We start from the raw sequence: 20,678 nt of genomic DNA on the forward strand, positions 1-20,678 counted from the left end.
CGGGTCCCTCCGCGCCCTGCGCCCCGCTATCGCCACGACCGGGCGGTCGCGCTGCGGACGAAGGGTATCCCGCCGGCCCCGCCGGGCGTGGCGGGCATGTCGCCTGCGGCCAGGTAGACGGTCACGGTGACGATGCGGGGACGGCAGTCCAGCGGGGCCGCAGCCGGCGCCGTGATCGTCGGGTCGGTCGTGATCACGATGTCCGCCCCCGCGAACGACGCCGGCAGGCGGGGTTCGTTGGCGTCCAGGTAGCTGCCCGGCACGCGGCGGGCTGCGGCGATCGGCGTGGGCGCGCCGGGCGGGTTGCAGGCCGCGGGGTCGCGCAGGACGTAGTAGTCGCGGTTCTGGAGGTACTCCATCTCGGCCTGGACGTACTCCATCGCCAGGGTGCGCAGCCGCGCCGGCCGCTCGTGCCGGCCGGTGGAGACCTGCGAGCGGCCCAGCAGGCCCAGCGACCGCACGACACCGCCGCTGCCCAGCGCGACGATGCCAAGCAGCAGCATGGCGATGATCACCTCGATGAGGGTGAACCCACGGGCGCCGCGCGTCGTCATCGCGTGATCTCCACCCTGCCGGTGCGCTCGTGCACCGACACCGTGCGCGTACGACCGCCCGCGACGATGCCGACCGCGGTCGCACTGCCGGGTGCCGGCGAGCCTGCGTTCGAGAAGGCGAACGTCTCTGCGGCCACCGTGACCCCGCGGGGATAGGGCTCGCCAACACGGACCGTGACCGGGTCGGCGCAGCCGCCGTTTGCCTCGCGCGGGACCCGCCGGACTTCGGCCCGGGTGCCGCCGGTGACCACCTCGACGCGACAGACGTCCACGGACTCGGCCACCGCCCGCTGCTGGGCGAAGCGCAGCAACCCGGCGAGGTCCTCGGCGACCCGGGCGGCCCGGCGCTCGTTGACGAAGCCGAAGTACAGCGGCATGGCCAGGGCCAGCAGCAGCGCGCCCAGGCCCAGGGCGACGCCCAGTTCCAGGACCGTGACGCCGCCAGGTACCCTTGGGTGCCTTCGACCGGGTGTCGATCCACCAGGACGATCGCCCACCATCGTGCCTCCCCCCGGACCGGCACTCGGCGGTCAGCCGGCGAGGTCGGTGTCGGGACGACCCGGGCGGGTTATGCCCAGAACGACGGCGATTCAGTCGCGCTGACCTTCCCGGGGAGCGGGGAACGGGTTACGCGAGGGGTCCTGTGTACTCCATGGGGTAAGGGCGCAGGGTTGAGATCGTACGGGCACCACCTTTCGCCTACTCGAACACGCCGGGTTCCCACCACCGGTACACCGCGACTCCGGACGATCCCTGGAAGAACGATTGGAAGCCCGGTGGCATGCGGCCGGGATACCGCAACTCGGGAACAGGGAAGATCTCAGGGTTGTTGTCCCAGTCGAGGAGGTGTGCGATGAACAGCCCGTACCATCGTTGCCCGGCGGCGTCGTTCTTGACCGTGCCGTGGGCGACGACGACCAGGTTGACCTCGTTGCCGGCGCCGGGAATGTAGACGCTCCCTTCGTTGATGGTACCGGCACAGTTCGGCGTGAACACTGCTTGCGGGCATCCGGGTCCTACGGCAAAGGCGAGGGTGTTGCCGCCTTGGGTGGGATCCGCACCGAAGGCCGTGTTGGGACACCGGGTGGGATCGGCGAGCGACTGGCTGGCCGGACACAGGGGCGTGAACGACCCCCGAATCTCGATGGCCGGATTTGGAAGATTGCCGGCGTGCTCCACGAGCACGGTCGCAAACCCGGCGTAACGCACGTTCCCGTCGAACACAAGCCGCGTCTTCGTGTGAATGAAGGCGTTGCGCTGGACGGACAGGTTTGTCCCGGTGCTTGCGAACCCGTTGAAGACGACGCTGAAGTCAGTGGTCGCTGCCGAGGCGTTGTTGCAGGCATCAGCACCAGCAGCGCTCCTGCAGTTGACCACCGGACTCCCGTTGGTGTTGCGAGCAGGAATGACGATCCGGGTCCGCGTGTTCTGATTGGGAGTGCGCCGCCATGCCCAACCCGGCGTCGCGCACCCCGAGGAGCAGAAGTAGAGGGTTTCGTTGGAACGGTCCAGGTCTATCTCCTGCCACTCGCTGCTGGAGCACCCTGACGCGTCCAGACACACGTAGGCCTTGAGGGCATTGGCCGGCACGAGGCGGCCCGGGTCTCCGGTTGGCAGGTAGAGCCGGTTGATCAGACAGCGTTGCTGGTCGGCTGGGGTGTTTTCCTGGCAGGCACGCGACGGATCGGGGTACTCGAGCAAAGGTACGCTCGTGCCCGTGCTGAAGCCGTGGACCTGATTGCTGTACTGCGGCGACCACCCGCCCGTGGCGTGGACCGCCATCATCGGCTGGTTGGCGAGCCCGATCGTCCAAGAGTTGCCCTGACCGGTGATGGCGCCGTTGACGTACACCCGGTTGTTGTAGGGAGGGACGTCGCAGGGCACGCTTGGAGGACTGCAGGCCTCGTCGACCGTCGGGTGCGGACGGTCGTTCAGGATCTGCCCGTCGCCCTGCATCTGCAGCCCCACGCATACCCCGTCCTCCACGGTGCAGCTGGCCACGTAGAGGGAGCCGTGGAGACGGAACGTGCCGTTGCCACCGCCGCCCGCCCCCAGGTTGATGGCGGTGTTGGAGAAGTTGATCAGGTCGGTGCCGGGGTTGAACTGCCCCAGCAGCGCCTCGATCCGGCGGGATGCTCCCGGCACCCTGCCCGTGGCGCGAATCCAGATGCAGGACCTGTCGTCGCAGCCGGCGGCGGTCGGGTTGGGCACGCCGCAGGCCTGTCCGTCGGAGTACCGGCAGAGCTCCACCGTGATCGTCGACGACGTGCTGCCGGGAGGAAACCCGCGACCCTCGACGTCTCCGTTGTCCTGGAGGAAGAACCAGGGAGCCGTCGATGGGCTGCCGCCCGTGGCGCCACTGGCGTCGCTCCAGTCGGCGTCCTGGCGCAGCCTGGCGATCCCGATCTCGATCCCGCTCTCGGCCAGCCGGAACGCCTGCGCCGACGCCTCGGAGGCTCCGGCCACCTGGTACTCGTTCATGGCGATGGCGACCAGCGTGCCCGAGATGATGAGGACCAGGACGATCGTCACCAGCACCATCGCCAGGGCCACCCCGCGCTGGCCGGATCGCCGTGGGTCGGCACCGCGTGGAACAGGCATGGGAGGACCTCCTTGCGCGTCTACCGTCAGAATCTGTACTTGCGGACGACCGCGTCCATGGTGAACCGGAGCGGTGTACCGGGTGCGTCGGGCCCGCGGGCCACGTCGAGCACGATGCGCACGCGACGGATCTTGGCGCGGTCCGTCGGCGAGGCACTCAACGCCTCGTACGGGAGCTCGGTGTTGCCGGCGTCGAAGTACCTGAAGGTCAAGCCGGTGACGGTGATCGCCCGCAGCCCGCGGGACGAGAGCGGATCGCCCGCGCAGGCGCCGGTGGGCTGGACGCTGGCCCCGTCCACGACGAGCACCGTCCCATCTGCGCGGCAAAACCGGTTGTACTCCGGCATGTCGTCGTCGCTGGTCCGGTCCGTGCGGAACGTCACGGCGTCGGGGGCGGCTTCGACGAACAGCTCGGTCTCGTTGGCGCTCAGGCCAAATCCCGCCATCCGAATGCGCCGGACCATCCACTCCAGGACCAGCCGGGCGTTCTGATTCGTGTCCTGGATGTCCTTGCCCGCGAGCATACCCTGGAACGCGGTGTTGAACAGCGAGAACGACGCCAGGAGCAACACGCCCAGCAACGAGAGGGCGATCAGCACCTCGAGGATGGTGTAGCCGGCGCAGCGCCGCGACGCTGGTGGCACGTGGGCCCGTGGGACGGTCACTCTGGACTCCTCGCGACGTCGGCCCGGAGGAAGAACGCTCCGGGCGGTTCGCCCGGGGTTGCGGGCGCGTCGGCGGGCCTTCGGTACACGTAGATGGTGATCCTCCGCACGCCGCAGCCCGATGCGGCCTCGTAGTCCCGGATGACGATGTCCGCCGCCGCGAACAGGCCCGGCAAAGGCGGTTCGTCCGGTTCGCCCCCGCCCGCGGGGGTAATGCGCCGGGTGGCGGGCAGCGGCGGGGGCGCTCCCGGCACCGTGCAGGTCGCTGCGTCGCGCAGCCGATGGTAGGGAAGACCGCGGAGGTACTCCATCTCGGCCTGCGCGTACTCGATGGCGAGGGTGCGCGCCCGGGCAGGGCGCTCGTATCGCCCTGGGGCGAACTGGGTGATGCCCAGGACACCCAGCGCCTTCGTCAGGCCGCCGATGATCAGTGCCACGACCGTGACCAGCAACATCGCGACCAGCAGCTCCACGAGGCTGAGTCCGCGCTCCGTGTGGGTCGTCATGGCGACACGATCTGCACCCGTCCGGTGACCGGGTGGACCTCCACCCTGCGCGTCCGGTCCGCCGACGTCACGAGAATGCTGGTAGGGCTGCCTTGTTGCAGCCTGCCGGCGCCGGTGAACACCACCGTCTGTTGCTCCACGGCAACGTCCGGCGGGAACGGATCGCTGACTCGCACGAGCGTCTCCCCCACGCCGGTGCACTGGGGGATGAGACGCACTTCTGCCCGGGAGGGCGTGGTGATGAGCTGGACACAGCTGCCGCTGCCCGACTCGGCCACCGCCTTCTGTTGCGCGAAGCGGAGCAGGCCCGCCAGGTCCTCTGCCACGCGCACCACCCTGCGGTCACGCACCGCCCTGGTGTAGAGTGGGAACGCCAGGGCCAGCACCAGCCCCACGATGGCCAGGGCGATCGTCGCCTCGAGCACGGTCATGCCCGCGACGCCCCGTGGGATCGCACGGGGGGCGCGCAGGGTGGATTCGGTACCGCCACTGCCACATCGTCTCATCGGCCACACGCTGCGGGTACGGCAACGCCAGGAGTACTGCCGACACGCCCGGAAACCCTCTTCGGCGATCCAGCCGGCCCGGGTGCGGGCCCTGAGACTTTGCGCCCCCGAATTGCTTCGGGTTAGCCGTTGTCGGAGGGACGACTATGATGCCACCGTATGGAATAATGCCCGCCGCGTCCGCCCGTCAGTCGGCTTTCATGCCTGCCTCCTCTCCCGGCATTCCTGTCTGTACCTTCCGGGTCCCGCGGAAGAGGTCCGCGTACGGCCAGTCTGCTCTCGGGTGCCACACCTGGTAGACTGGATGGCGTGCTGCCACGCAGCGCGCCGTGACGCCCCGACGGTTGTGGCGAGGGTTTGGAGAAGTTTTCGGGAGGTGATGGTCATGGCGAACAGAGCCGCCGGCGGTGCCAAGCGCCAGCGCCGTGAGGCTGCCCGCGAGGCGCGACGCCGGGCCCACTCATAGGCGCCTACCGAAACAAGGGGCCCGAGAAGGTGCCCGACTGACCTCCGTCCGGAGACCAAGCGCCCCTCGGCCTACCCTCCCCGCCGTGTGCGCGCATACCGCAGCAGCCCCTGGGCGCTCTGCTGCGAGGCCATGATGAGCTCCAGGCGGTCGGCGTCGCTGTCCGCCCGCGTCAGCGCGCCGGTGGCCGACAGCGTCCGCGCGCCGCCAGCCCCTGCCGCCGCCCCATCGGCACCCTCCGCGGGCGGTGCCTCGCGGCCGCCGGCCGCCACGGCCTGCGCGAGCCGGGCCAGGATGGTCGCATCGTCCAGCCCGGCGTCCACGGCGTCGAGGGCCAGGCGCTCGAGCGTCTGCAGTTGCGCGGCCAGCGCGGCCAGCAGGTCGTCGGCCCAGTCGTGGGGGCCGAAGTGGGTGAGCAGCAGGCGCCCGGGCCGCAGGCCGCGGAGCCGGGCGATGGTCGTAAGCCACGCGGGGATGTCGAGTTCCGGGGGCGGGGTGGGCGCGCGCACGCTGCGTGCCCCGGGCAGGGCCACGCCTGCCGCATCGCCGGTGAACATCTCGCCCCGAGCCCGGTCGTGGTAGACGAGGTGGTGGCGCGCGTGTCCGGGCGACTCGATCGCGACCAGCTGGCGCGTGCCCAGCATCACCGTCGCGCCGTCGCGCAAAGGACGGATGCGGTCGGCGGGCACGGGCACGACCTCGCCGAAGAGGGGGCCGAGCAGCGCGCCGTACAGCCTGCCGGCGCTCGCCAGCAGCCGCGAGGGCTCGGCGAGGTGCGGGGCGCCCACGGGATGAACGTAGACCTCGAGGTGCGGGTAGCGCTGCACCAGTGCCCCGACCGCGCCCGCGTGGTCGAGGTGGATGTGCGTGACGGCCACCGCCTGCAGGGCTGCCGGGTCGAGGCCGGCCGCCCGCACGCCGGCCAGCAACGTCTCGAGACGCGAGGCGGGCCCGGTTTCGATGAGCGCGGGGCGCGGGCCCAGCAGCAGGTAGGACCCGACGGCCTGGGCCGTGTCCTGGTACAGCGTGTCGATGAGGACGAGGTCGTCGGCGAGCCACTGCACCGGTGTCATGATTTCACCATAGCACATCAGCACGTCGCGTTGGCAGGAACGTCGCGTCGCATGCGCGACCCGGGCCATGGGTGCACCACCGCCCGTCAGCACCTCCCGTGAGCCAGCTCACATGCGTCGGCGTCCCCGGGGATCGCCGCACGGTCCATGTGCACCAGCGCACGGCGGCAGCTCCCGTGAGCCCGGGGCCGCAGCGGCGCCGCGCTATTTCCGTTGCGGGCAGAATTCCCCATGCTATAATGGCCTGGAGTGTGGGCCCCGGTGGTCGGGGCCCGTTGCGTGTTGGAGGGAGCCGGGCATGGAACGGGTTGCGCTGAAGGCGCAGGTGCGGGACGGCGTGGGCAAAGGGGCCGCCCGCGCGCTCCGTCGCCAGGGCATGGTGCCGGGTGTGCTCTACGGGCAGGGCCGCGCCCCCCGGCCCGTGGCGGTCGACGCCAGGGCGCTGGAGGCTGTGTTGCACACCCACGCGGGGCGGAACGTGCTGATCGACCTGGAGCTGGTCGGCAACGGCGGCGAGCCCACCACCGTCATGGTGAAGGAAGTGCAGCGCGGCCTGTTCCGGCACGAGCCGATCCACGTCGACTTCCACGCGGTGTCGCTCACCGAGACCCTCCAGACACACGTGCCGGTGGTGCTGAAGGGCACGCCGAAGGGCGTGGCCGAGGGAGGGACCATCGAGCACCACCTGCGCGAGGTGCTCGTTGAGTGCCTCCCGACCCAGATCCCGGACAGCATCGAGGTGGACGTCAGCGCGCTGGGCGTCGGACGGTCCCTGCACGTGCGCGATCTCACCCCGCCCGAGGGCGTCAGGCTGCTGACCCCGGCCGACGAAGTGGTGATCACCGTCGTCGCGCCGCGCGTGCACGAAGAGGCGCCGGCGGCTGCCGAGGCAGCTGCGGCGCCCGGAGGGCCGGCGCCGACCCCAGCGGAGGCCCCTGCGGAGAAGGGACCCGAGGCGGGGCGGTAGCCGTTCTCACGCGGCCTGCAGCGGCCCGGGCCGGGCGCGCACCCGGTGCCCGGACCAACGGGGCCCACGGCGGGCCGCGGTGGCGCGACGCCATCTTGCGGTGCCTCGCCAGCGTCGCCGTCGCGGTGCGGTCCTGAACGCATGCGGCTCATCGTTGGGCTGGGGAACCCTGGACGCCGCTACCGCGGCACGCGGCACAACATGGGCCGCGAGGTCGTCGAGCGTCTGGCCGCGACGTGCGCGATCCGCGTGGACATGGAGGAGGGCTGGGCGACGACCGGTCGGGGGACGATCGACGGCCAGCGCGTACTCCTGGCGTGGCCGGAGACGTACATGAACGTCAGCGGGCAGGCCGTCGCCGACCTGCGCCGCCGCCACCGGATCCCCGTGGACCACCTGCTGATCGTCTGCGACGACCTCGACCTGCCGCCTGGCACCATCCGCTTACGCGAGCGGGGGAGTGCAGGTGGGCACAACGGGCTGCAATCGGTGATCGACGCGCTGGGGACTGCGGCCTTCCCGCGCTTGCGCGTGGGTATCGGCCGGCCGCCGGCGGAGGTGGATCCTGCCGACTACGTCCTCCAGCGGCCGACGCCGCAGGAGCGCGCGCTGCTCGACGATGCGGTGGCGCGCGCCGTGCAGGGCATCGTGCTGTGGGTGCGCGACGGCCCACAGGCCGCCATGCGGTTTTGCAACGTGCGCCGCAGCGCGGTGCCGTCGCCGGGTGCGGGCGGACGAGCGGGATAGTGGCGCGAACGTTGTGGCGGCGAACTGCGACCGTCCCCGGTGCGCGGGGATCAGCGGGGCACGGCCTCGGGGCTGGAACCTGGCGGCGTCCCCGTCCCGGGTACCCGGGGTAAGCGGCGGGTGCGTGCGCGGCCGGGATCGTGGCGCGCACGGTAACGAGGAGGTCTGCTGATGCGCCAGCACGCCGGGCGTCTCCCGCCCGGACAGTACGTGACCGAGAAGTGGCCGGTGCTGCACTACGGCAGCGTGCCGCGTGTCGATCTGGCCCGGTGGGACTTCCGGATCTTCGGCCTCGTGGAGCGGCCGGTCACCCTGTCCTACGAGGAGTTCCGGGCGTTGCCGACCACCGCGGTGACGTGCGACATCCACTGCGTGACCGCGTGGAGCCGGCTGGGCGTGACCTTCGAGGGCGTGGCCGCCAGGACGGTGCTCGGGCTGGCCACGGTGCGGCCCGAGGCCCGCTTCGTGATGGTGCACGCCGAACAGGGCTACGAGACCAACCTGCCCCTGGAGTACCTGCTGGCCGACGACGCCCTGTTCGCGTGGCGGGCCGATGGGCAGGATCTGACCCCCGAGCACGGGTGGCCGCTGCGCCTGGTGGTGCCGCGGCTGTACTTCTGGAAGAGCGCCAAGTGGGTGCGCGGGCTGGAACTGCTGGCCACCGACCGCGCGGGCTTCTGGGAGCGCAACGGGTACCACATGCGGGGTGATCCGTGGCAGGAAGAGCGCTACGGGTCGCCCTGGTAGACGCGCGCCCCGGCAGCTCCCCGCGCCGATCGCGCACCGGTCCGTAGGACAGCCCGGCCGCGCCACGTGGGCCTCGTGCCCGTGGGCGCGGTCGGCGCCGCAGGCGGGTGCGCGTATCGAGGCTGGGTTCCAGCCTGTGGATACCACGGATGTGGGCACCGCCGTGCGATGACTGACAGCGACCTGGCACCCGCCGTCGCGTCTGCCCCGCCGGGTGCGGCTGCACCGGCAGACGCCCCGCCCAGGGGTCGGCGCGACCCTCGCGCGGCGTTTGCGGTGCTGCGGCTGCGCGACTTCCGGCTGCTGTGGAGCGGCCTGTTCATCTCCCACGTGGGCTCGTGGATGCAGTTCACGGCCCTGGGGTACCTGATCGACGACCTCACGCGTGCGCCGGTCTACCTGGGGCTGCTGGGGCTCGTGCAGGCCGTGCCCCGGCTCCTGTTCGCCTTCCTGGGCGGGGTGGTCGCCGACCGCCTCGACCGGCGCGCGGTGCTCCTGGTCACCAACGCCGCCCTGATGCTCTCGGCCGCGTTGCTGGGCGTGCTGGCCGTGACGGACCGCATCCAGGTCTGGCACGTGCTGGTGATCGGCGCGTTCAACTCCTTCGCCAACTCGTTCGACATGCCCGCGCGACAGTCGATGGTGCCCAGCCTGGTCGGCGAGCGCGACCTCATGGCCGCGGTGAGCCTCAACTCCATGGCGTTCAACGGCTCGGGCATCGTCGGGCCGTCCATCGCGGGGGTGGTCATCGCCGCCGTGGGCGTGGCCGGGTGCTTCTTCGCCAACGCGCTCTCGTACGTTGCGGTGCTGGTGGCGTTGCTGCGCATGCGGGTGCCCCCACAGCGCAGCCAGGCGCGTGCGTCGGTCGGCCGCGACATCCGCGAAGGCCTGGCCCTGCTGGTGCGTCACCGCCACGTGCTGACGGTGCTGGGCCTGGTGGCGGCGGTGAGTTTCTTCGGCCGGCCCTACATTCGGCTGATGCCCGCGCTGGCCCGCGAGGTGCTGGGCGTGGGCCCCCAGGGGCTCGGGGTGCTGCAGGCTGCGCCGGGCCTGGGGACCGTGCTGGCGGTGCTCGTGATCGGCGCGCTGGGCGATGCGCCGCGGGGCCGGCTGCTCCTGCGCGCCGGCGCGGCCATGGGCGCGCTCGTGGTGCTGTTTGGCCTCTCGCGATGGTTCCTGCTGTCGGTCGTCCTGCTGGTGGCCGTGGGCACCGCCCAGGCGGTGGCCCTGGCCGCCGCCAACACCGTGCTGCAGACCACGGTACGGCCCGAACAGCGGGGCCGCATCATGGGCCTCTACGGCATGGTCACCTTCGGGATGTTCGCGCTGGGCACGCTGCCGGTGGGCGCGCTGGCAGGCGCGGTCGGGGTCGGCGCGGCGCTGGCGCTGGGCGGGCTCGTGGTCGTGGGGGTGGTGGGGCTCGTGGCCCTCCTCACGCCGCAGGTGGCGCGGCTGTAGCCGTCGGGGGCGTGGATCGCGGAGGTCATTGTGAGGCGGTCCTCCTCACGCCTCACGTGGTGCAGCTGTAGCGGTCGGGGGCGCCGCGCGGTCGTCGGCGGCGTGCTCGTCGCTGGCCTGCGCGGGCGTCCACACCCGGTTTGGCTCGATGATGTGCACCACCCGCCATCCGCGCGCCTCCAGGGCCCGGGCGATGAAGCGCCGGTGGCACCGCCAGGGCAGCCGCTCGCTGCAGACGACCGCGGTGGGCGCCGCGCGGGCCAGGCGTTCGAGGTCGGCCAGGCCTGCGGCAAATGCCGGGGTGGCCGCGTAGGCCTCGTACCCGCCGGGCCGGTAGCCGCCGAGCGCGGGGCCCAGGTGGACGTAGGCGATGCCCGCCTCCCGCAGGAAGGCGGCAAACGCCTCGCGCACGAACTGCGGGAACCTCCGGCTGGTGGGGAACCGCCGCACGTCGGCGATGCAGCGCACACCGAACGCGCGGCAGCATGCGACGAACTCCTCGGGCGTGCGGGTGCTGGTGCCGAGGGTGAAGATCACGGGGGCGCGGCCGGGGCCCGCGCACCGGTCAGCGCGCTGCCGAGGCGCCTGCAACTGTGATGCCATGCGTGTCACCTCACCGTGCCTGACGGCACCGGCAGACGCCGCGGTGTCACCGCCTTGATCCCACGGATCGATGAGTTATACTAAGTTATACCATGGCACAGCGGGTCACGAAAATCCTCGGGGTGTCCCTCTCGCCCAGGCTGTACGCGGAAGTTGTGCGGACAGCGCGCAGGCTCCAGAAGACGAGGAGTGAGTTGTTCCGGGAGGCGTGGGAGGCGTACAAGCGTTCCCTGCTGGAGCAAGAGTTCCGCAGGCTCCAACGGGTGGCCCGGCGTCGGGCTCGGGCACTCGGCTACGAGATCCGCACCGAGGACGACGTCGACCGCATCCTGCATGGCGGGTAGACCGAGCCGGGCGGTCCTCGACACCAACGTCTACATCTCCGCGCTCTTTGGCGGCAATCCCGAGGATGTCTACCTGGCGGCCCTCCGGGGGCAGTTTCGCTTGGTCACGTCGCCGGCGATCCTCGTCGAACTCGCGCGGAAGCTGCGGGAAAAGTTCAGGCTCCCCGAGTCGGACATCCGCAGCTACATTACGCAGATCGGGCGCCACGCGGACGTGGTGCGACCCAGGGAACGTCTGCGGATCCTCGACGATGGACCGGACAACCGTGTCCTGGAATGCGCCCTCGAAGGGAAGGCGGACGTGATCGTCTCCGGTGATCGACATCTCCTGTCCTTGGGAACCTATCGCGGCATCCGCATCCTCCGCCCGGCAGAGTTCCTCCGCCGCCTGGAGAGCCACGCCGCAGACGTTTCACCTGGGGACACCCCGGAGCAGGGGACGCGTTAGGCCTCCACCCGTCCGCATACCAGCACCGCGTTGATGCCGCCGAAGCCGAAGGAGGTGCTCATGACGTAGCGCACGCGCTGCCAGCGGCCGTGGTGGGGGACGTAGTCGAGGTCGCACGCGGGGTCGGGGTCGTCCAGGTTGATCGTGGGCGGCAGGTAGTCGCGGGCGAGGGTCAGCATGCAGATGGCCGCCTCGATGGCGCCGGCAGCGCCCAGGGCGTGGCCGTGCATGGACTTGGTGCCGCTGATGGGCAGGCGGGTGGCGTGCGGGCCGAAGACCGCCTTGATGGCCCGGGTCTCGGTGGGGTCGTTGAGCGGCGTCGAGGACGCGTGGGCGTTGATGTGCTCGATCTGCGCGGGGGCCAGCCCGGCGTCCTGCAGCGCCAGGCGCATGGCGCGGATCGCCTGGACGCCGTCGGGCAGCGGCGCGGTCATGTGGTAGGCGTCGTTGGTCGAGGCGTAGCCCAGCACCTCGCCGTAGATGCGGGCGCCCCGGGCCAGGGCGTGCTCCAGACGCTCGAGCACCAGCACGGCGGCGCCCTCGCCCATCACGAAGCCGTCGCGGCCTCGGTCGAACGGCCGGCAGGCCGCCGCCGGCGCATCGTTGCGGGTGGACATGGCGCGGATCAGGTCGAAGGCGCCGAAGATCATCGGGGTGAGGGGGACTTCCACGCCGCCGGCCAGCATCACGTCCACCTCGCCGCTGCGCACGAGCCGCGCCGCCTCGCCGATGGCGATGGTCCCCGAGGCGCACGAGTCGCTGTTGGCGCTGCTGGGGCCACACAGGCCGAGGTCGATGGCGATGTTGCACGACGCTGCCCCGCCAAACACCGACAGCGCCAGGGTGGGCCGCACCCGCCGGATGCCTTCCCGCAGGTAGACGTGGTGCTGCTCCTCGGCGAAGGCCGCCCCGCCCAGCGCCGTGCCGATGAAGACGCCGGCGCGGTCGCGGTCCAGGCACGCTAGGTCCAGGCCGGCGTCGGCGACGGCCTGCCGGCCGCAGACCACCGCGAACTGCGCGAAGCGATCCAGGCGGCGCGCCTGGCGGGCATCCAGGTGCTGGAGCGGGTCGAAGTCGACGACCTCGGCGGCCACGCGGCAGTGGAAGGGCGAGGCGTCGAAGCGCTCGATCAGGCGCACGCCCGACCGGCCTGCCACGATGCCGTCGAACAGCCCGTCGGCCCCGTGTCCGATCGGGGTGATGGCGCCGATGCCGGTGACGGCCACGCGGTGGGGCATGGCCCTACTCCCCCGTCGAGCCCACCACCCCGGGCGGTGGCGAGGGCGGCCCGTCGGCTGCCGCGGACGGGTTGTGGCCTGCGTGAGCAGCCATGGCTTCCGCCCGTGCCTTGACGGCAGCCAGCGTCTTGCGCGCGATGTGGTCGATGAAGATGGGGCCGACGATCAGGTCGCTGACCCAGCGGCCGATCACCGGCCACCGCAGCACGAGGTCGTGGACGATCTCGACCTCGACCGTGCTGCCGACGCGCGCCAGCCGCCAGACGACGTGCATGCCGGTGGTGAGCCCGCCGATGTGGCGGAAGGTGATGCGTCCGTGCGCGGGGTCGGCGTCCTGCACGGCCACCCAGCGTGCCGGCCAGCCACGGATCCGTCCGCCCATGGCGAAGACCAGCCGTCCCGGCGTGCGCTCCAGCACACGGCACCACCGGTAGTCGGACAGCAGGCGGGGCCACCCCTCCACGTCGCGGGCCAGCGCGAAGACGGTCTCGACCGGGGCGGCGATCACGGCGCGGTGCACGGTGTGCATCAGGGCCGCACCGCCTCCAGCAGCCAGCGCGGGGACAGCAGATCGGCGGGCGGCCGCAGTTCGCTCACGACCGCCAGCACCCGGGCGGCCAGCGGCGGGCGCGCGGCCAGCCGGCGGACGAGCCCGGGGAGCAGGCGCGGGCGGCGCACCACCCACTGGAGCAGGCGGCTCGTGCGCCAGACGTCGCCGAAGGCGCGCAGGCGCGCCTGGTCGTAGGGCGCCAGCGCCTGACGTGTCGCGGGACCGACGCTCAGGGCCTGTACCGCCGCGGCAGCCGCCAGCTCCGCGCCCCGCAGGGCCAGCGCGATGCCTTCTCCGGTCATCGGATCGATGGTGCCGGCGGCGTCGCCCACCAGCAGCAGCCCGTCGGCGACCGCATCCCGATGTGCAAAGCCCAGAGGACCGACGGCCACGAACGGCGAGACCCTGCGGGCACCCACCACCAGGGGCGCCAGCGCGGGCAGCCTGGCCACGGCGGCGGCGAAGGCCGCCTCGGCTGTGCGGTGCGCGCGTAACCAGCCGGCCGGCACTGCGGCGACGACGTTGGCCGTTCCGCCGCCGTAGATCGCAGCGCCAGCGTACCAGGTGGCCCCGAGGTGGAGGTCACCCCGCGGCCCGTCGACGCCCACCCTCTCGAAGTATGCGCCCACCGTGTACCGCGCGCCCGCAGGCGGCGTGAGCGGGCCTGCCCACCGGGCGGCAACCGACCGGAGGCCGTCGGCGCCGACCACCAGGCGGGCCGCAAGCCGCACGCGACGGCCGCGGTAGCGGCCGCATGCCGTTGGTGTCGGACCCGGGTGCACCGCGTCGATCCGGCATCCCTCCATTACGTGGGCGCCCGCCCGCGCGGCCGCTGCCAGCAGCAGCGCATCGAGCCGCGCCCGTGGCACCAGCAACCCGCGCCCTGCAGCGAACGGTGCCCAAAACGCCGTCCCGTCCGGGCCGGCGACGAACATCCCCGAGAGCGTCACGCCAGCAGCCGCGACGTCTGCGGCCAGGCCCAGCCGGTCGAGCGCGGCCACGGCCGCCGGGTTGAGGTATTCGCCGCAGGGCTTGAACCGCGGGAAGACCGCGCGGTCCACGAGGGTGACGCGCAGCCCCGCCCGCGCGAGCTGCAGCGCGGTGGCGCTGCCCGCAGGCCCGGCGCCGACGACGACCACGTCGGTGTCCACGGCTCAGCCCCCGTCCTGTCCGCCCGCGGCGGCATGCGCCGCAGCAGGCCACCGCACCAGCACCGCCCGCTGCAGGCGGTGCCGGCGGATCTCGACGCCGCGCACCCCGGCGGCCGCCACCAGCGCGTGGAGTTCCGGCCAGGTGAACGCCCGCAGCACCGACAGCGGGCCGTCGTGCCGGGCCAGCCGGTTGCGCGACAGCAGCCAGACGTCGGCCAGGGCGCCCAGGTACGCGGGCCACGAGCGCAGCACGTCGTTGACCACGAAGCCGCCCCGCGCGACGCGCGCGATCTCGCGCAGCACGCGTACCGCCTCCTCGAACGTGAAGTGGTGGAGGGCCAGGGCACACGTCACGATGTCGACGCTGCGGTCGGCGCACGGCAGGGCCAGGGCATCGCCGCGCACCAGCGCGACCTCGGGCCAGGCGCGCACGAGCTGGCGCGCGACGGCCAGGACCGCCGGGCTGCGGTCGAGGGCGACCACACGCAGCGCCACCTGTCGCCGGCGGGCCCACGCGGCCATCACGGCCGGCACGTCGGCGGAGCAGGTGGCCACGTCGAGGACTGTCAGGGGGCGCCGGGGCAGCAGCGCCACGAACCGGTCCAGGTAGCGGGCGATCAGGGCGTAGCCACCGTACCAGCGGTTGGTGCGCCGCACGGCCGCCAGCAGCCCCGCGAACTCGTGCGGGTCCTGTCCGGGGGTATCCAGGAACTCTGGGGTCTCGCGCTTGGGCGGATAACGCACGCGCTCGGTGGCCCTCCGGCACGACGACCGTGCAGCCGTCAGTGCGCCGCGCGGGCCCGCGGGGGCACGGTGCGCGAACCCGCGCGCTGGCTCCTACACTAGCAGGCGTGTTGCAACGGTTGCGTAACGTGCTCGTCTTCGGCGACGGGCAGCCACGCAGGGTGCCTCCACTAGCAGCCGTTGCGTAACGGGGCCTCGGTGCGCGCGGGCGACGCGGGAGGCGGTCAGGGTTCGTCCGGCCGCAGCGCCACCAGCACCGACGAGACCGTGCGCTCGCCGCCGCGGGGCAGCGCGCTCACCACGCGCCCGCCCACGACCAGCGTCGCAGAGCCGCCGCCGTCCAGGTTCATGGCGTCGCGCGCTCCCAGGCGCACCAGGAGCGTCGCCAGTCCCGGCAGGTCCATGCCGGCGCTGTCGCGTCCGGGGCGGTCGACCGTCACGAACAGGACCTTGCCGGTGCCCGTGATCGCCACCGCCGAGCGCGCGGTGCGGACGCGGACGAAGGCCGCCGAGAAGCGCTCCCAGGCGTAGGGGATGTGCACGCGGCCGTCGCGCACCAAGCGCGGCCCGCCCTGCAGCCCGTGCACGATCCCTTCGGGACTGAGGCGGAGGTCGAGGGTGAGGGGTTGTCCGATGCGGATGTCCTGGAGCACCGTCTGCTGTGATTCCGCGGCGGCCAGGGCGTAGCCGTCCGGTGGGATGACCGGGCGCCCGCGTGTGAACGTGACGACCCGTCCCTCCCGGACGATGGCCAGCAGGGCCTGCGGGGGGGTCAGCGGCCCGAACTCCGGTGTGTAGAGCGCCGGACCCCACCAGCGGGGCGGTCGGTTGATGGCGGAGATGGGCACGGCCAGCCCGGTGTCGGTCACCACGCGGCCGCTGAACGCCACCTCGCCGATCCAGGGCCGGCCCGCGCGGTCAACGGCGAAGACCGACCGGCGGTCCAGCGGCGCCGACAGGATGCGACCATCGATGACGATCAGCCCCAGGGGCAGGCCCGCAGACGAGTAGAACGACCCGTTGATCGCGGCCACGGCGGCCAGGCGCGTGGCCGCGAGGCTGGTCGGCTCGGTGGCCTTGATGGCCGCCCCGCCCAGCGCCGGGCGGATCTCCAGGGCCTGCGGGTCCAACGTCACGACATGCACGGTGGCGTGGCGCCGGCCCGCGGGGACGCGGAGGCGCGCGTACGCCGCGCTCTGGGGCACCGGCACGCTGCTCCAGGCTGGCGGAAAGACCGCGACGGTCAGCCGGTCGGTGCCGGTGTAGACCCTGTAGCGGGCAGGCTGGCGCAGCCCGATCTCGAGTCGGACGACCTCGGGCGTGAGGCGGCGTACCAGCACCCGGTCCACGGCGCCGTGGCCGACGGTCACGAGGCGTTCGGCGTCGCCCTCCACGGCCCAGAGGTCGACTGCCACCATGTCGGCGGTGGCCGCCGTGCGGTAGCGTACGGCACCAGAAAGCCGGGTGACGACGTAGACCGCCTGCCCGTTCGACGACCACGCCACGTCGAGCAGGCGCGCGAGGCTTGCGGCGTGGACGGGGCGCGGGCAGAGGAGGACCGCCAGACCGACCAGCGGCCCCAGGACAGCCAGAGCGCGTCGCGCGGTGCGACGAATCGCCACGGTCAGGTATGCGGCGCTGTCGGGCCCACGGCCATGACGGCCCGTGTGCGCCGTGATACGCGGTGCGGCGTCCAGACTCCTGCCGGCAGCCTGCACGTCCTCGCGCCGGCGTGGCGTGCGGCGGCCCGCGCCCCGGATCGGGGCTTGCGGCGGCAGCAGGCCAGCGCAGCAGGCCAAAAGAAAAGCGCCCCGGCCCACCGAGCCAGGACGCTTCCCGCGCATCGCGCGGTGTGTTACCGGGACATCCTCCACGGGTGGGCCGGGGACATCGGTTGCATCGTCGGCCTCACCTCCTTTCTGGTCAGCCACCTGGACACGGTGGATGATGGGTGGAGCATAGCACGGGCGCTCCAGCATGGCAACACCGGCGGTAGCCCGGCAGCCGCGAGTGCCGTCGTCTGGCAGGCGGGGTCACAGGGTGCACCCGTGGCACCCGCCCGGGAGCGTTCGAAGGGTGTCGCCCACCGTCGCCCTACCGGTGTGTAGCGGATCGCGCGGCACGCGTCGCTGAAGACGTAGGGCCCCACCATCGCGCGGGCCGTGTCGGAGGACGTGGTGGGTCTCCCCGAGAGGGCGTGAGCCCCAGACGCTCACGGTCGGTGCTCACCGCGCCCCCGCCGCAACACGATCGCCACGTCGCCCGTCCGCTGGCGCTCCTCCACGACCACGACGTAGAACCGCTGGCGCCGGCCGTCGACGAGGTAGCGCGTGTAGAGTCGACCGTCGCTCTTGCGCGACTCGCTCTCGAACGCGCTGGTCCACCCCGCGATCTGCAGCGTCTGGTAGAACGCGCGCACCTGTTCGTAGCGCGCCTGGGAGCGCAGCTCGACCTGCTCCCACAGCGCGCGGGGAAAGCCGTGGGCTTCCCCGACGAACGCCGCCGTGCCGACGACCGTGGCGCCCGGGAAGAACCGCAGGTCGCCCAGCGCCTGTCCCCGTCCGCGGCCGCACGCCGCCAGGACGACCGCCAGGAGGAGGATGCCAGCGGTCGACGGCGCACGCGACACACGCAGGACGTGGGCGGGACATCCTGTCCGCTGCGTCACGGCACGGTTGCTGGCGACACCGGCCCCGGGCGGCTGCGCACGCAGGACGTGGGAGGGACGTCCTGTCCGCGCCGCCTTTCCCGTGTGCCGCACCGAGGGACGGGCGTCCGACGTGCCTCGGTCACGGACCGAACCGGAACTCGATCTGGTCGCCGTCTTTGGGCACGTACGCGTGGGCGTCGTCGATGGGGTTTCCGTTGACCAGCACCGCCACGCGGCCCGTCCGGCCGTCAGGGCAGCGGTCGCCGGTCGTGTAGGTCTTCCCGCGCACGGTGAGGGAGGTGTTGGTCACCTCCATCCCGACGCTGCGCAGGAAGGCGCCTAGGGTGGCGTTGCGGCCGGCTTCCTCCGGGGTGGCCGGGTGAATGTGGATCACGTCGTCGCCGTGGGTGTGGACGTTGCCCGGTGACGGGGGCAGCGGAGGCGTGCGCTCGCCGCACAGCACGATCCGGAACGGCGCGTGCCAGTGGTCGCCGACGCGCGGCAGGCGCGCACCCGGCCGACTGCCCAGCGCGATGAGGACGCCGACGACGGCGACCAGCGCCACGGCGGCTGCGGCCCACGGCGCCGGGCTGCGGCGCGGGGCCACCAGGGGCTTCTTCGCCTGCCTGGGCCGGCCCCTGCCCGGCCGCGGATGGTCAGGCACCGCCGTCTCCTGCCGCGCGGGTAGGGGCCGCGGCGACCGTGCGCGTGCAGATGGGGACGTTGGTGGAGACCAAGTGTGCCACGACCACGCTACAGCGTCCCTTGGCTACACGGGAATGCCCATCATCTGCAGCTGCAGCCGGCCGTCCTCGGTGACCCGATCGGGCGTCCACGGCGGCGTCCACACGAACTCCACGGACACTGACTCCGCCCCGATCGCCTGTAACTTGTTCTCGATCTCGGCGGCGATCATGGGACCCACCGGGCAGCCCGGTGCGGTCAGGGTCATGGTGATGCGGACCTGTTCGCCCTCGACCTGGAGGTCGTAGACGAGCCCCAGGTCCCAGACGTTGACCGGGATCTCAGGATCGAAGACCGTCTTCAAGACGTCGATGACGCGTTCGCGGGTGATCGCGTCGTCCATCGCGCATTCCTCCGCACGGGCCCGGCAGGCCGCGGAACTTGGTTCATTGTACCGGCCTGGCGCGGGCGGGGTCAAACGGCGAGGGGGATAAGAGCCTAACCCTGCCGGGAGTTCCCCCTACAGTTCGCTCGTCGGGGGTTTGTGCAAGGGGTGGCTTCATGCCTCCCCTGGTGGGAGTGTGGGGTGACGTGGGTGTGGTGGGGCGTGTGGTCTGGTGGCGCGGGTGGCCTCTGCCGTGGGGGTGTGACGTGGTGACGTGGCAAGGCGCACGTGGGGTGGTCTCTGCCCTCTCCCCCTGGTGGGTCACTGTGCGGTCGCGCCAAGCGTGCCCCGTGGAGGTCGCGGTCTATTGGGCCTCCCCCCTGGGCCGGCGCGGGGGGGCTTGGCGGGACGCGGCGTCCTCGGGGCGCCACCCCCTCGGGAGGCCGACCGTGGGTCGGGCTGCCCGCGACCCGCACTAGCCGGCTGGGCTTGGCCGGAACGAACAAAATTGCGTGTCTCGTCGCTTCAAATGTCGACATCGACTGTGTAATTGATCCGTCCTCCGTTGGGAATCACGTAGGAAAACACTCGCTCTTGCCGCACGAAGTTCTCCAGGGTTCCAAACATCCGGCGGATATTGGTCAAGGTATACTGAGTAGGATTGCGACGCCCCTCGATGAGTTTGTAGGGGGGCGTAGGTATCGTCATTCGCGGCCAGCAGAAAGCATCAGCGATCAAGTCGGCAAGCGCTTGAAGATTATCACGGCATTGATTAGGGTCCGGAAACTGGCACTGATACCCACCTAGCCCCAAGTGGCGCGAGGTGACTTGCCCCCTTCCACGTGTAAACCCTACCCGTTCGATAGCGGGGAAGACTCGATCGCGCATGGTTTCCTCAAAGGATTCTGTATCGATGCGGCTCAGCGTTGCCACAAGTTGCGGATGGGGAATCCAGTTTCTAACCCAATCGTGGACGTTCCTTGGATATCTCTGACCGTTGATCCACGAAGAATCAGGGAGCCAGAGAAATGCCTCTTGGAACGGATCGCAGACGGGTCCAAGGTCAACATTGTGTAGCCAAAGCAAGAAATGAATCGTCCCCAACGGATACTTGTGCGGGAATGTTCTGCCATCGCAAAGACTACAGGCTTCTCCGTGATCTCGGGCACGACCGCCTCCGGCACGTCCAGTGACACCTCGAAAGAGGTTGGGGTTCACCGATTCGCGATGTTCGAGGATGTTGCCAGTAGCGGACTCTAGCAAAATATGGTGACCTATGCTTCTAATTTCGGCGCGACTAACGTCGAGGTCGAGCCAAACTGCGTTGCGCAGGCACCTCGGACTGATCTGGTGCGAATACCAGACTTTGTGATAATCGACGTAGAAACCAGCGACATCCCACGCGAACAAATGGTGCATCAGAACGCCGCACATTACCGAGTCCAAGTCGTCGCCGAGAACCATCTGGAGGCCTTGCTTTGTCAGCCACGGGTGTCGCTCAAGGATTGACCCGCGCGAGAACTTGTCAAGGACATAGGGTTGGGTCAACAGCGTGACCTCCTGGCATTTCTAAGAGTGTTACCCTTCAGAC

23 protein-coding genes and 1 riboswitch are annotated in these 20,678 nt (G+C 71.3%); of the genes, 6 read left to right on the plus strand and 17 right to left on the minus strand.

What is annotated here, in order from left to right; translation table 11 throughout:
• Positions 1–26 precede the first annotated feature (26 nt).
• From QN157_08810 to QN157_08840, 7 genes are all read right to left on the minus strand, one after another.
• Complete coding sequence (locus tag QN157_08810; protein ID MDR7555694.1) at positions 27–554, minus strand: prepilin-type N-terminal cleavage/methylation domain-containing protein; 528 nt, start codon at positions 552–554, stop codon at positions 27–29.
• Positions 551–1,054 (minus strand): hypothetical protein, encoded by a 504-nt coding sequence (locus QN157_08815; GenBank protein MDR7555695.1) that lies wholly within the window; start codon positions 1,052–1,054, stop codon positions 551–553. The genes QN157_08810 and QN157_08815 overlap by 4 nt, the downstream gene beginning before the upstream one ends.
• A 199-nt stretch (positions 1,055–1,253) precedes the next feature.
• On the minus strand, positions 1,254–3,155 hold the full coding sequence (locus QN157_08820; GenBank protein MDR7555696.1) for a hypothetical protein: 1,902 nt from the start codon (positions 3,153–3,155) through the stop codon (positions 1,254–1,256).
• A 26-nt stretch (positions 3,156–3,181) separates the two neighbouring features.
• Positions 3,182–3,820: a prepilin-type N-terminal cleavage/methylation domain-containing protein gene (locus tag QN157_08825; protein MDR7555697.1), complete on the minus strand. Its 639-nt coding sequence runs from the start codon at positions 3,818–3,820 to the stop codon at positions 3,182–3,184.
• Complete coding sequence (locus QN157_08830; GenBank protein MDR7555698.1) at positions 3,817–4,326, minus strand: prepilin-type N-terminal cleavage/methylation domain-containing protein; 510 nt, start codon at positions 4,324–4,326, stop codon at positions 3,817–3,819. The genes QN157_08825 and QN157_08830 overlap by 4 nt, the downstream gene beginning before the upstream one ends.
• Positions 4,323–4,757: a GspH/FimT family pseudopilin gene (locus QN157_08835; protein ID MDR7555699.1), complete on the minus strand. Its 435-nt coding sequence runs from the start codon at positions 4,755–4,757 to the stop codon at positions 4,323–4,325. Before QN157_08835 ends, QN157_08830 begins: the two co-directional genes overlap by 4 nt.
• A gap of 135 nt (positions 4,758–4,892) precedes the next feature.
• Positions 4,893–4,970: riboswitch (cyclic di-GMP riboswitch) on the minus strand.
• A 399-nt stretch (positions 4,971–5,369) separates the two neighbouring features.
• Positions 5,370–6,371 carry an MBL fold metallo-hydrolase gene (locus tag QN157_08840; protein MDR7555700.1) on the minus strand — a complete coding sequence of 334 codons (1,002 nt, stop codon included), beginning with the start codon at positions 6,369–6,371 and terminating at the stop codon, positions 5,370–5,372.
• A gap of 298 nt (positions 6,372–6,669) precedes the next feature.
• On the opposite strand from QN157_08840, the gene QN157_08845 reads away from it, so the two are divergent.
• The 4 genes from QN157_08845 (at position 6,670) to QN157_08860 (ending at position 10,290) form a co-directional block, all read left to right on the plus strand.
• The gene (locus QN157_08845) at positions 6,670–7,338 is read left to right on the plus strand and encodes a 50S ribosomal protein L25 (GenBank protein MDR7555701.1); all 669 of its coding nucleotides are present in this window, start codon (positions 6,670–6,672) and stop codon (positions 7,336–7,338) included.
• A 141-nt stretch (positions 7,339–7,479) separates the two neighbouring features.
• Positions 7,480–8,085 (plus strand): aminoacyl-tRNA hydrolase, encoded by a 606-nt coding sequence (pth, locus tag QN157_08850; GenBank protein MDR7555702.1) that lies wholly within the window; start codon positions 7,480–7,482, stop codon positions 8,083–8,085.
• 171 nt (positions 8,086–8,256) lie between these two features.
• Positions 8,257–8,832 (plus strand): sulfite oxidase-like oxidoreductase, encoded by a 576-nt coding sequence (locus tag QN157_08855; protein ID MDR7555703.1) that lies wholly within the window; start codon positions 8,257–8,259, stop codon positions 8,830–8,832.
• A 168-nt stretch (positions 8,833–9,000) separates the two neighbouring features.
• A complete protein-coding gene (locus QN157_08860; protein MDR7555704.1) occupies positions 9,001–10,290 on the plus strand; it encodes an MFS transporter in 1,290 nt (429 codons plus the stop codon).
• Between the two features lie 45 nt (positions 10,291–10,335).
• Here the strand turns inward: QN157_08860 and QN157_08865 are convergent, their stop codons facing one another.
• On the minus strand, positions 10,336–10,893 hold the full coding sequence (locus QN157_08865) for a DUF488 domain-containing protein (protein MDR7555705.1): 558 nt from the start codon (positions 10,891–10,893) through the stop codon (positions 10,336–10,338).
• Between the two features lie 194 nt (positions 10,894–11,087).
• On the opposite strand from QN157_08865, the gene QN157_08870 reads away from it, so the two are divergent.
• Together QN157_08870 and QN157_08875 are read left to right on the plus strand one after the other, a co-directional pair.
• Positions 11,088–11,237 (plus strand): hypothetical protein, encoded by a 150-nt coding sequence (locus tag QN157_08870; protein MDR7555706.1) that lies wholly within the window; start codon positions 11,088–11,090, stop codon positions 11,235–11,237.
• Complete coding sequence (locus QN157_08875) at positions 11,227–11,685, plus strand: putative toxin-antitoxin system toxin component, PIN family (protein ID MDR7555707.1); 459 nt, start codon at positions 11,227–11,229, stop codon at positions 11,683–11,685. The genes QN157_08870 and QN157_08875 overlap by 11 nt, the downstream gene beginning before the upstream one ends.
• Here QN157_08875 and fabF read toward each other — a convergent pair.
• The 9 genes from fabF to QN157_08920 form a co-directional block, all read right to left on the minus strand.
• Positions 11,682–12,923 (minus strand): beta-ketoacyl-ACP synthase II, encoded by a 1,242-nt coding sequence (gene fabF, locus QN157_08880; GenBank protein MDR7555708.1) that lies wholly within the window; start codon positions 12,921–12,923, stop codon positions 11,682–11,684. The genes QN157_08875 and fabF overlap by 4 nt on opposite strands.
• 4 nt (positions 12,924–12,927) lie before the next feature.
• Entirely contained in the window at positions 12,928–13,452 is a 525-nt protein-coding gene (locus QN157_08885; GenBank protein ID MDR7555709.1) for an SRPBCC family protein, read from the minus strand.
• Positions 13,452–14,624 carry an NAD(P)/FAD-dependent oxidoreductase gene (locus QN157_08890; protein MDR7555710.1) on the minus strand — a complete coding sequence of 391 codons (1,173 nt, stop codon included), beginning with the start codon at positions 14,622–14,624 and terminating at the stop codon, positions 13,452–13,454. The genes QN157_08885 and QN157_08890 overlap by 1 nt, the downstream gene beginning before the upstream one ends.
• A gap of 3 nt (positions 14,625–14,627) precedes the next feature.
• The gene (locus QN157_08895) at positions 14,628–15,368 is read right to left on the minus strand and encodes a methyltransferase domain-containing protein (GenBank protein MDR7555711.1); all 741 of its coding nucleotides are present in this window, start codon (positions 15,366–15,368) and stop codon (positions 14,628–14,630) included.
• 224 nt (positions 15,369–15,592) lie between these two features.
• Positions 15,593–16,990, minus strand: coding sequence for a phosphodiester glycosidase family protein (locus tag QN157_08900; protein ID MDR7555712.1), 1,398 nt, complete (start codon positions 16,988–16,990; stop codon positions 15,593–15,595).
• A gap of 590 nt (positions 16,991–17,580) precedes the next feature.
• Positions 17,581–17,997 (minus strand): hypothetical protein, encoded by a 417-nt coding sequence (locus QN157_08905; GenBank protein MDR7555713.1) that lies wholly within the window; start codon positions 17,995–17,997, stop codon positions 17,581–17,583.
• Between the two features lie 160 nt (positions 17,998–18,157).
• Positions 18,158–18,682: a hypothetical protein gene (locus QN157_08910; protein ID MDR7555714.1), complete on the minus strand. Its 525-nt coding sequence runs from the start codon at positions 18,680–18,682 to the stop codon at positions 18,158–18,160.
• 105 nt (positions 18,683–18,787) lie between these two features.
• Complete coding sequence (locus tag QN157_08915; protein ID MDR7555715.1) at positions 18,788–19,105, minus strand: iron-sulfur cluster assembly protein; 318 nt, start codon at positions 19,103–19,105, stop codon at positions 18,788–18,790.
• Between the two features lie 507 nt (positions 19,106–19,612).
• Positions 19,613–20,551 (minus strand): hypothetical protein, encoded by a 939-nt coding sequence (locus QN157_08920; protein ID MDR7555716.1) that lies wholly within the window; start codon positions 20,549–20,551, stop codon positions 19,613–19,615.
• Positions 20,552–20,678 lie beyond the last annotated feature (127 nt).

Source organism: Armatimonadota bacterium (assembly GCA_031459855.1).
In the GTDB taxonomy this organism is placed as follows: domain Bacteria; phylum Sysuimicrobiota; class Sysuimicrobiia; order Sysuimicrobiales; family Humicultoraceae; genus Fervidifonticultor; species Fervidifonticultor primus.

Excerpts from the sequence above, each read along its gene's own strand:
- QN157_08840 (MDR7555700.1), bottom strand. The coding sequence starts at position 6,371 with ATGACACCGGTGCAGTGGCTCGCCGACGACCTCGTCCTCATCGACACG.
- QN157_08920 (MDR7555716.1), bottom strand. The coding sequence starts at position 20,551 with ATGGTTCTCGGCGACGACTTGGACTCGGTAATGTGCGGCGTTCTGATG.
- QN157_08855 (MDR7555703.1), top strand. The coding sequence starts at position 8,257 with ATGCGCCAGCACGCCGGGCGTCTCCCGCCCGGACAGTACGTGACCGAG.
- fabF (MDR7555708.1), bottom strand. The coding sequence starts at position 12,923 with ATGCCCCACCGCGTGGCCGTCACCGGCATCGGCGCCATCACCCCGATC.
- pth (MDR7555702.1), top strand. The coding sequence starts at position 7,480 with ATGCGGCTCATCGTTGGGCTGGGGAACCCTGGACGCCGCTACCGCGGC.
- QN157_08885 (MDR7555709.1), bottom strand. The coding sequence starts at position 13,452 with ATGCACACCGTGCACCGCGCCGTGATCGCCGCCCCGGTCGAGACCGTC.
- QN157_08875 (MDR7555707.1), top strand. The coding sequence starts at position 11,227 with ATGGCGGGTAGACCGAGCCGGGCGGTCCTCGACACCAACGTCTACATC.
- QN157_08820 (MDR7555696.1), bottom strand. The coding sequence starts at position 3,155 with ATGCCTGTTCCACGCGGTGCCGACCCACGGCGATCCGGCCAGCGCGGG.
- QN157_08845 (MDR7555701.1), top strand. The coding sequence starts at position 6,670 with ATGGAACGGGTTGCGCTGAAGGCGCAGGTGCGGGACGGCGTGGGCAAA.
- QN157_08815 (MDR7555695.1), bottom strand. The coding sequence starts at position 1,054 with ATGGTGGGCGATCGTCCTGGTGGATCGACACCCGGTCGAAGGCACCCA.
- QN157_08830 (MDR7555698.1), bottom strand. The coding sequence starts at position 4,326 with ATGACGACCCACACGGAGCGCGGACTCAGCCTCGTGGAGCTGCTGGTC.
- QN157_08860 (MDR7555704.1), top strand. The coding sequence starts at position 9,001 with ATGACTGACAGCGACCTGGCACCCGCCGTCGCGTCTGCCCCGCCGGGT.
- QN157_08865 (MDR7555705.1), bottom strand. The coding sequence starts at position 10,893 with ATGGCATCACAGTTGCAGGCGCCTCGGCAGCGCGCTGACCGGTGCGCG.
- QN157_08810 (MDR7555694.1), bottom strand. The coding sequence starts at position 554 with ATGACGACGCGCGGCGCCCGTGGGTTCACCCTCATCGAGGTGATCATC.
- QN157_08915 (MDR7555715.1), bottom strand. The coding sequence starts at position 19,105 with ATGGACGACGCGATCACCCGCGAACGCGTCATCGACGTCTTGAAGACG.
- QN157_08835 (MDR7555699.1), bottom strand. The coding sequence starts at position 4,757 with ATGACCGTGCTCGAGGCGACGATCGCCCTGGCCATCGTGGGGCTGGTG.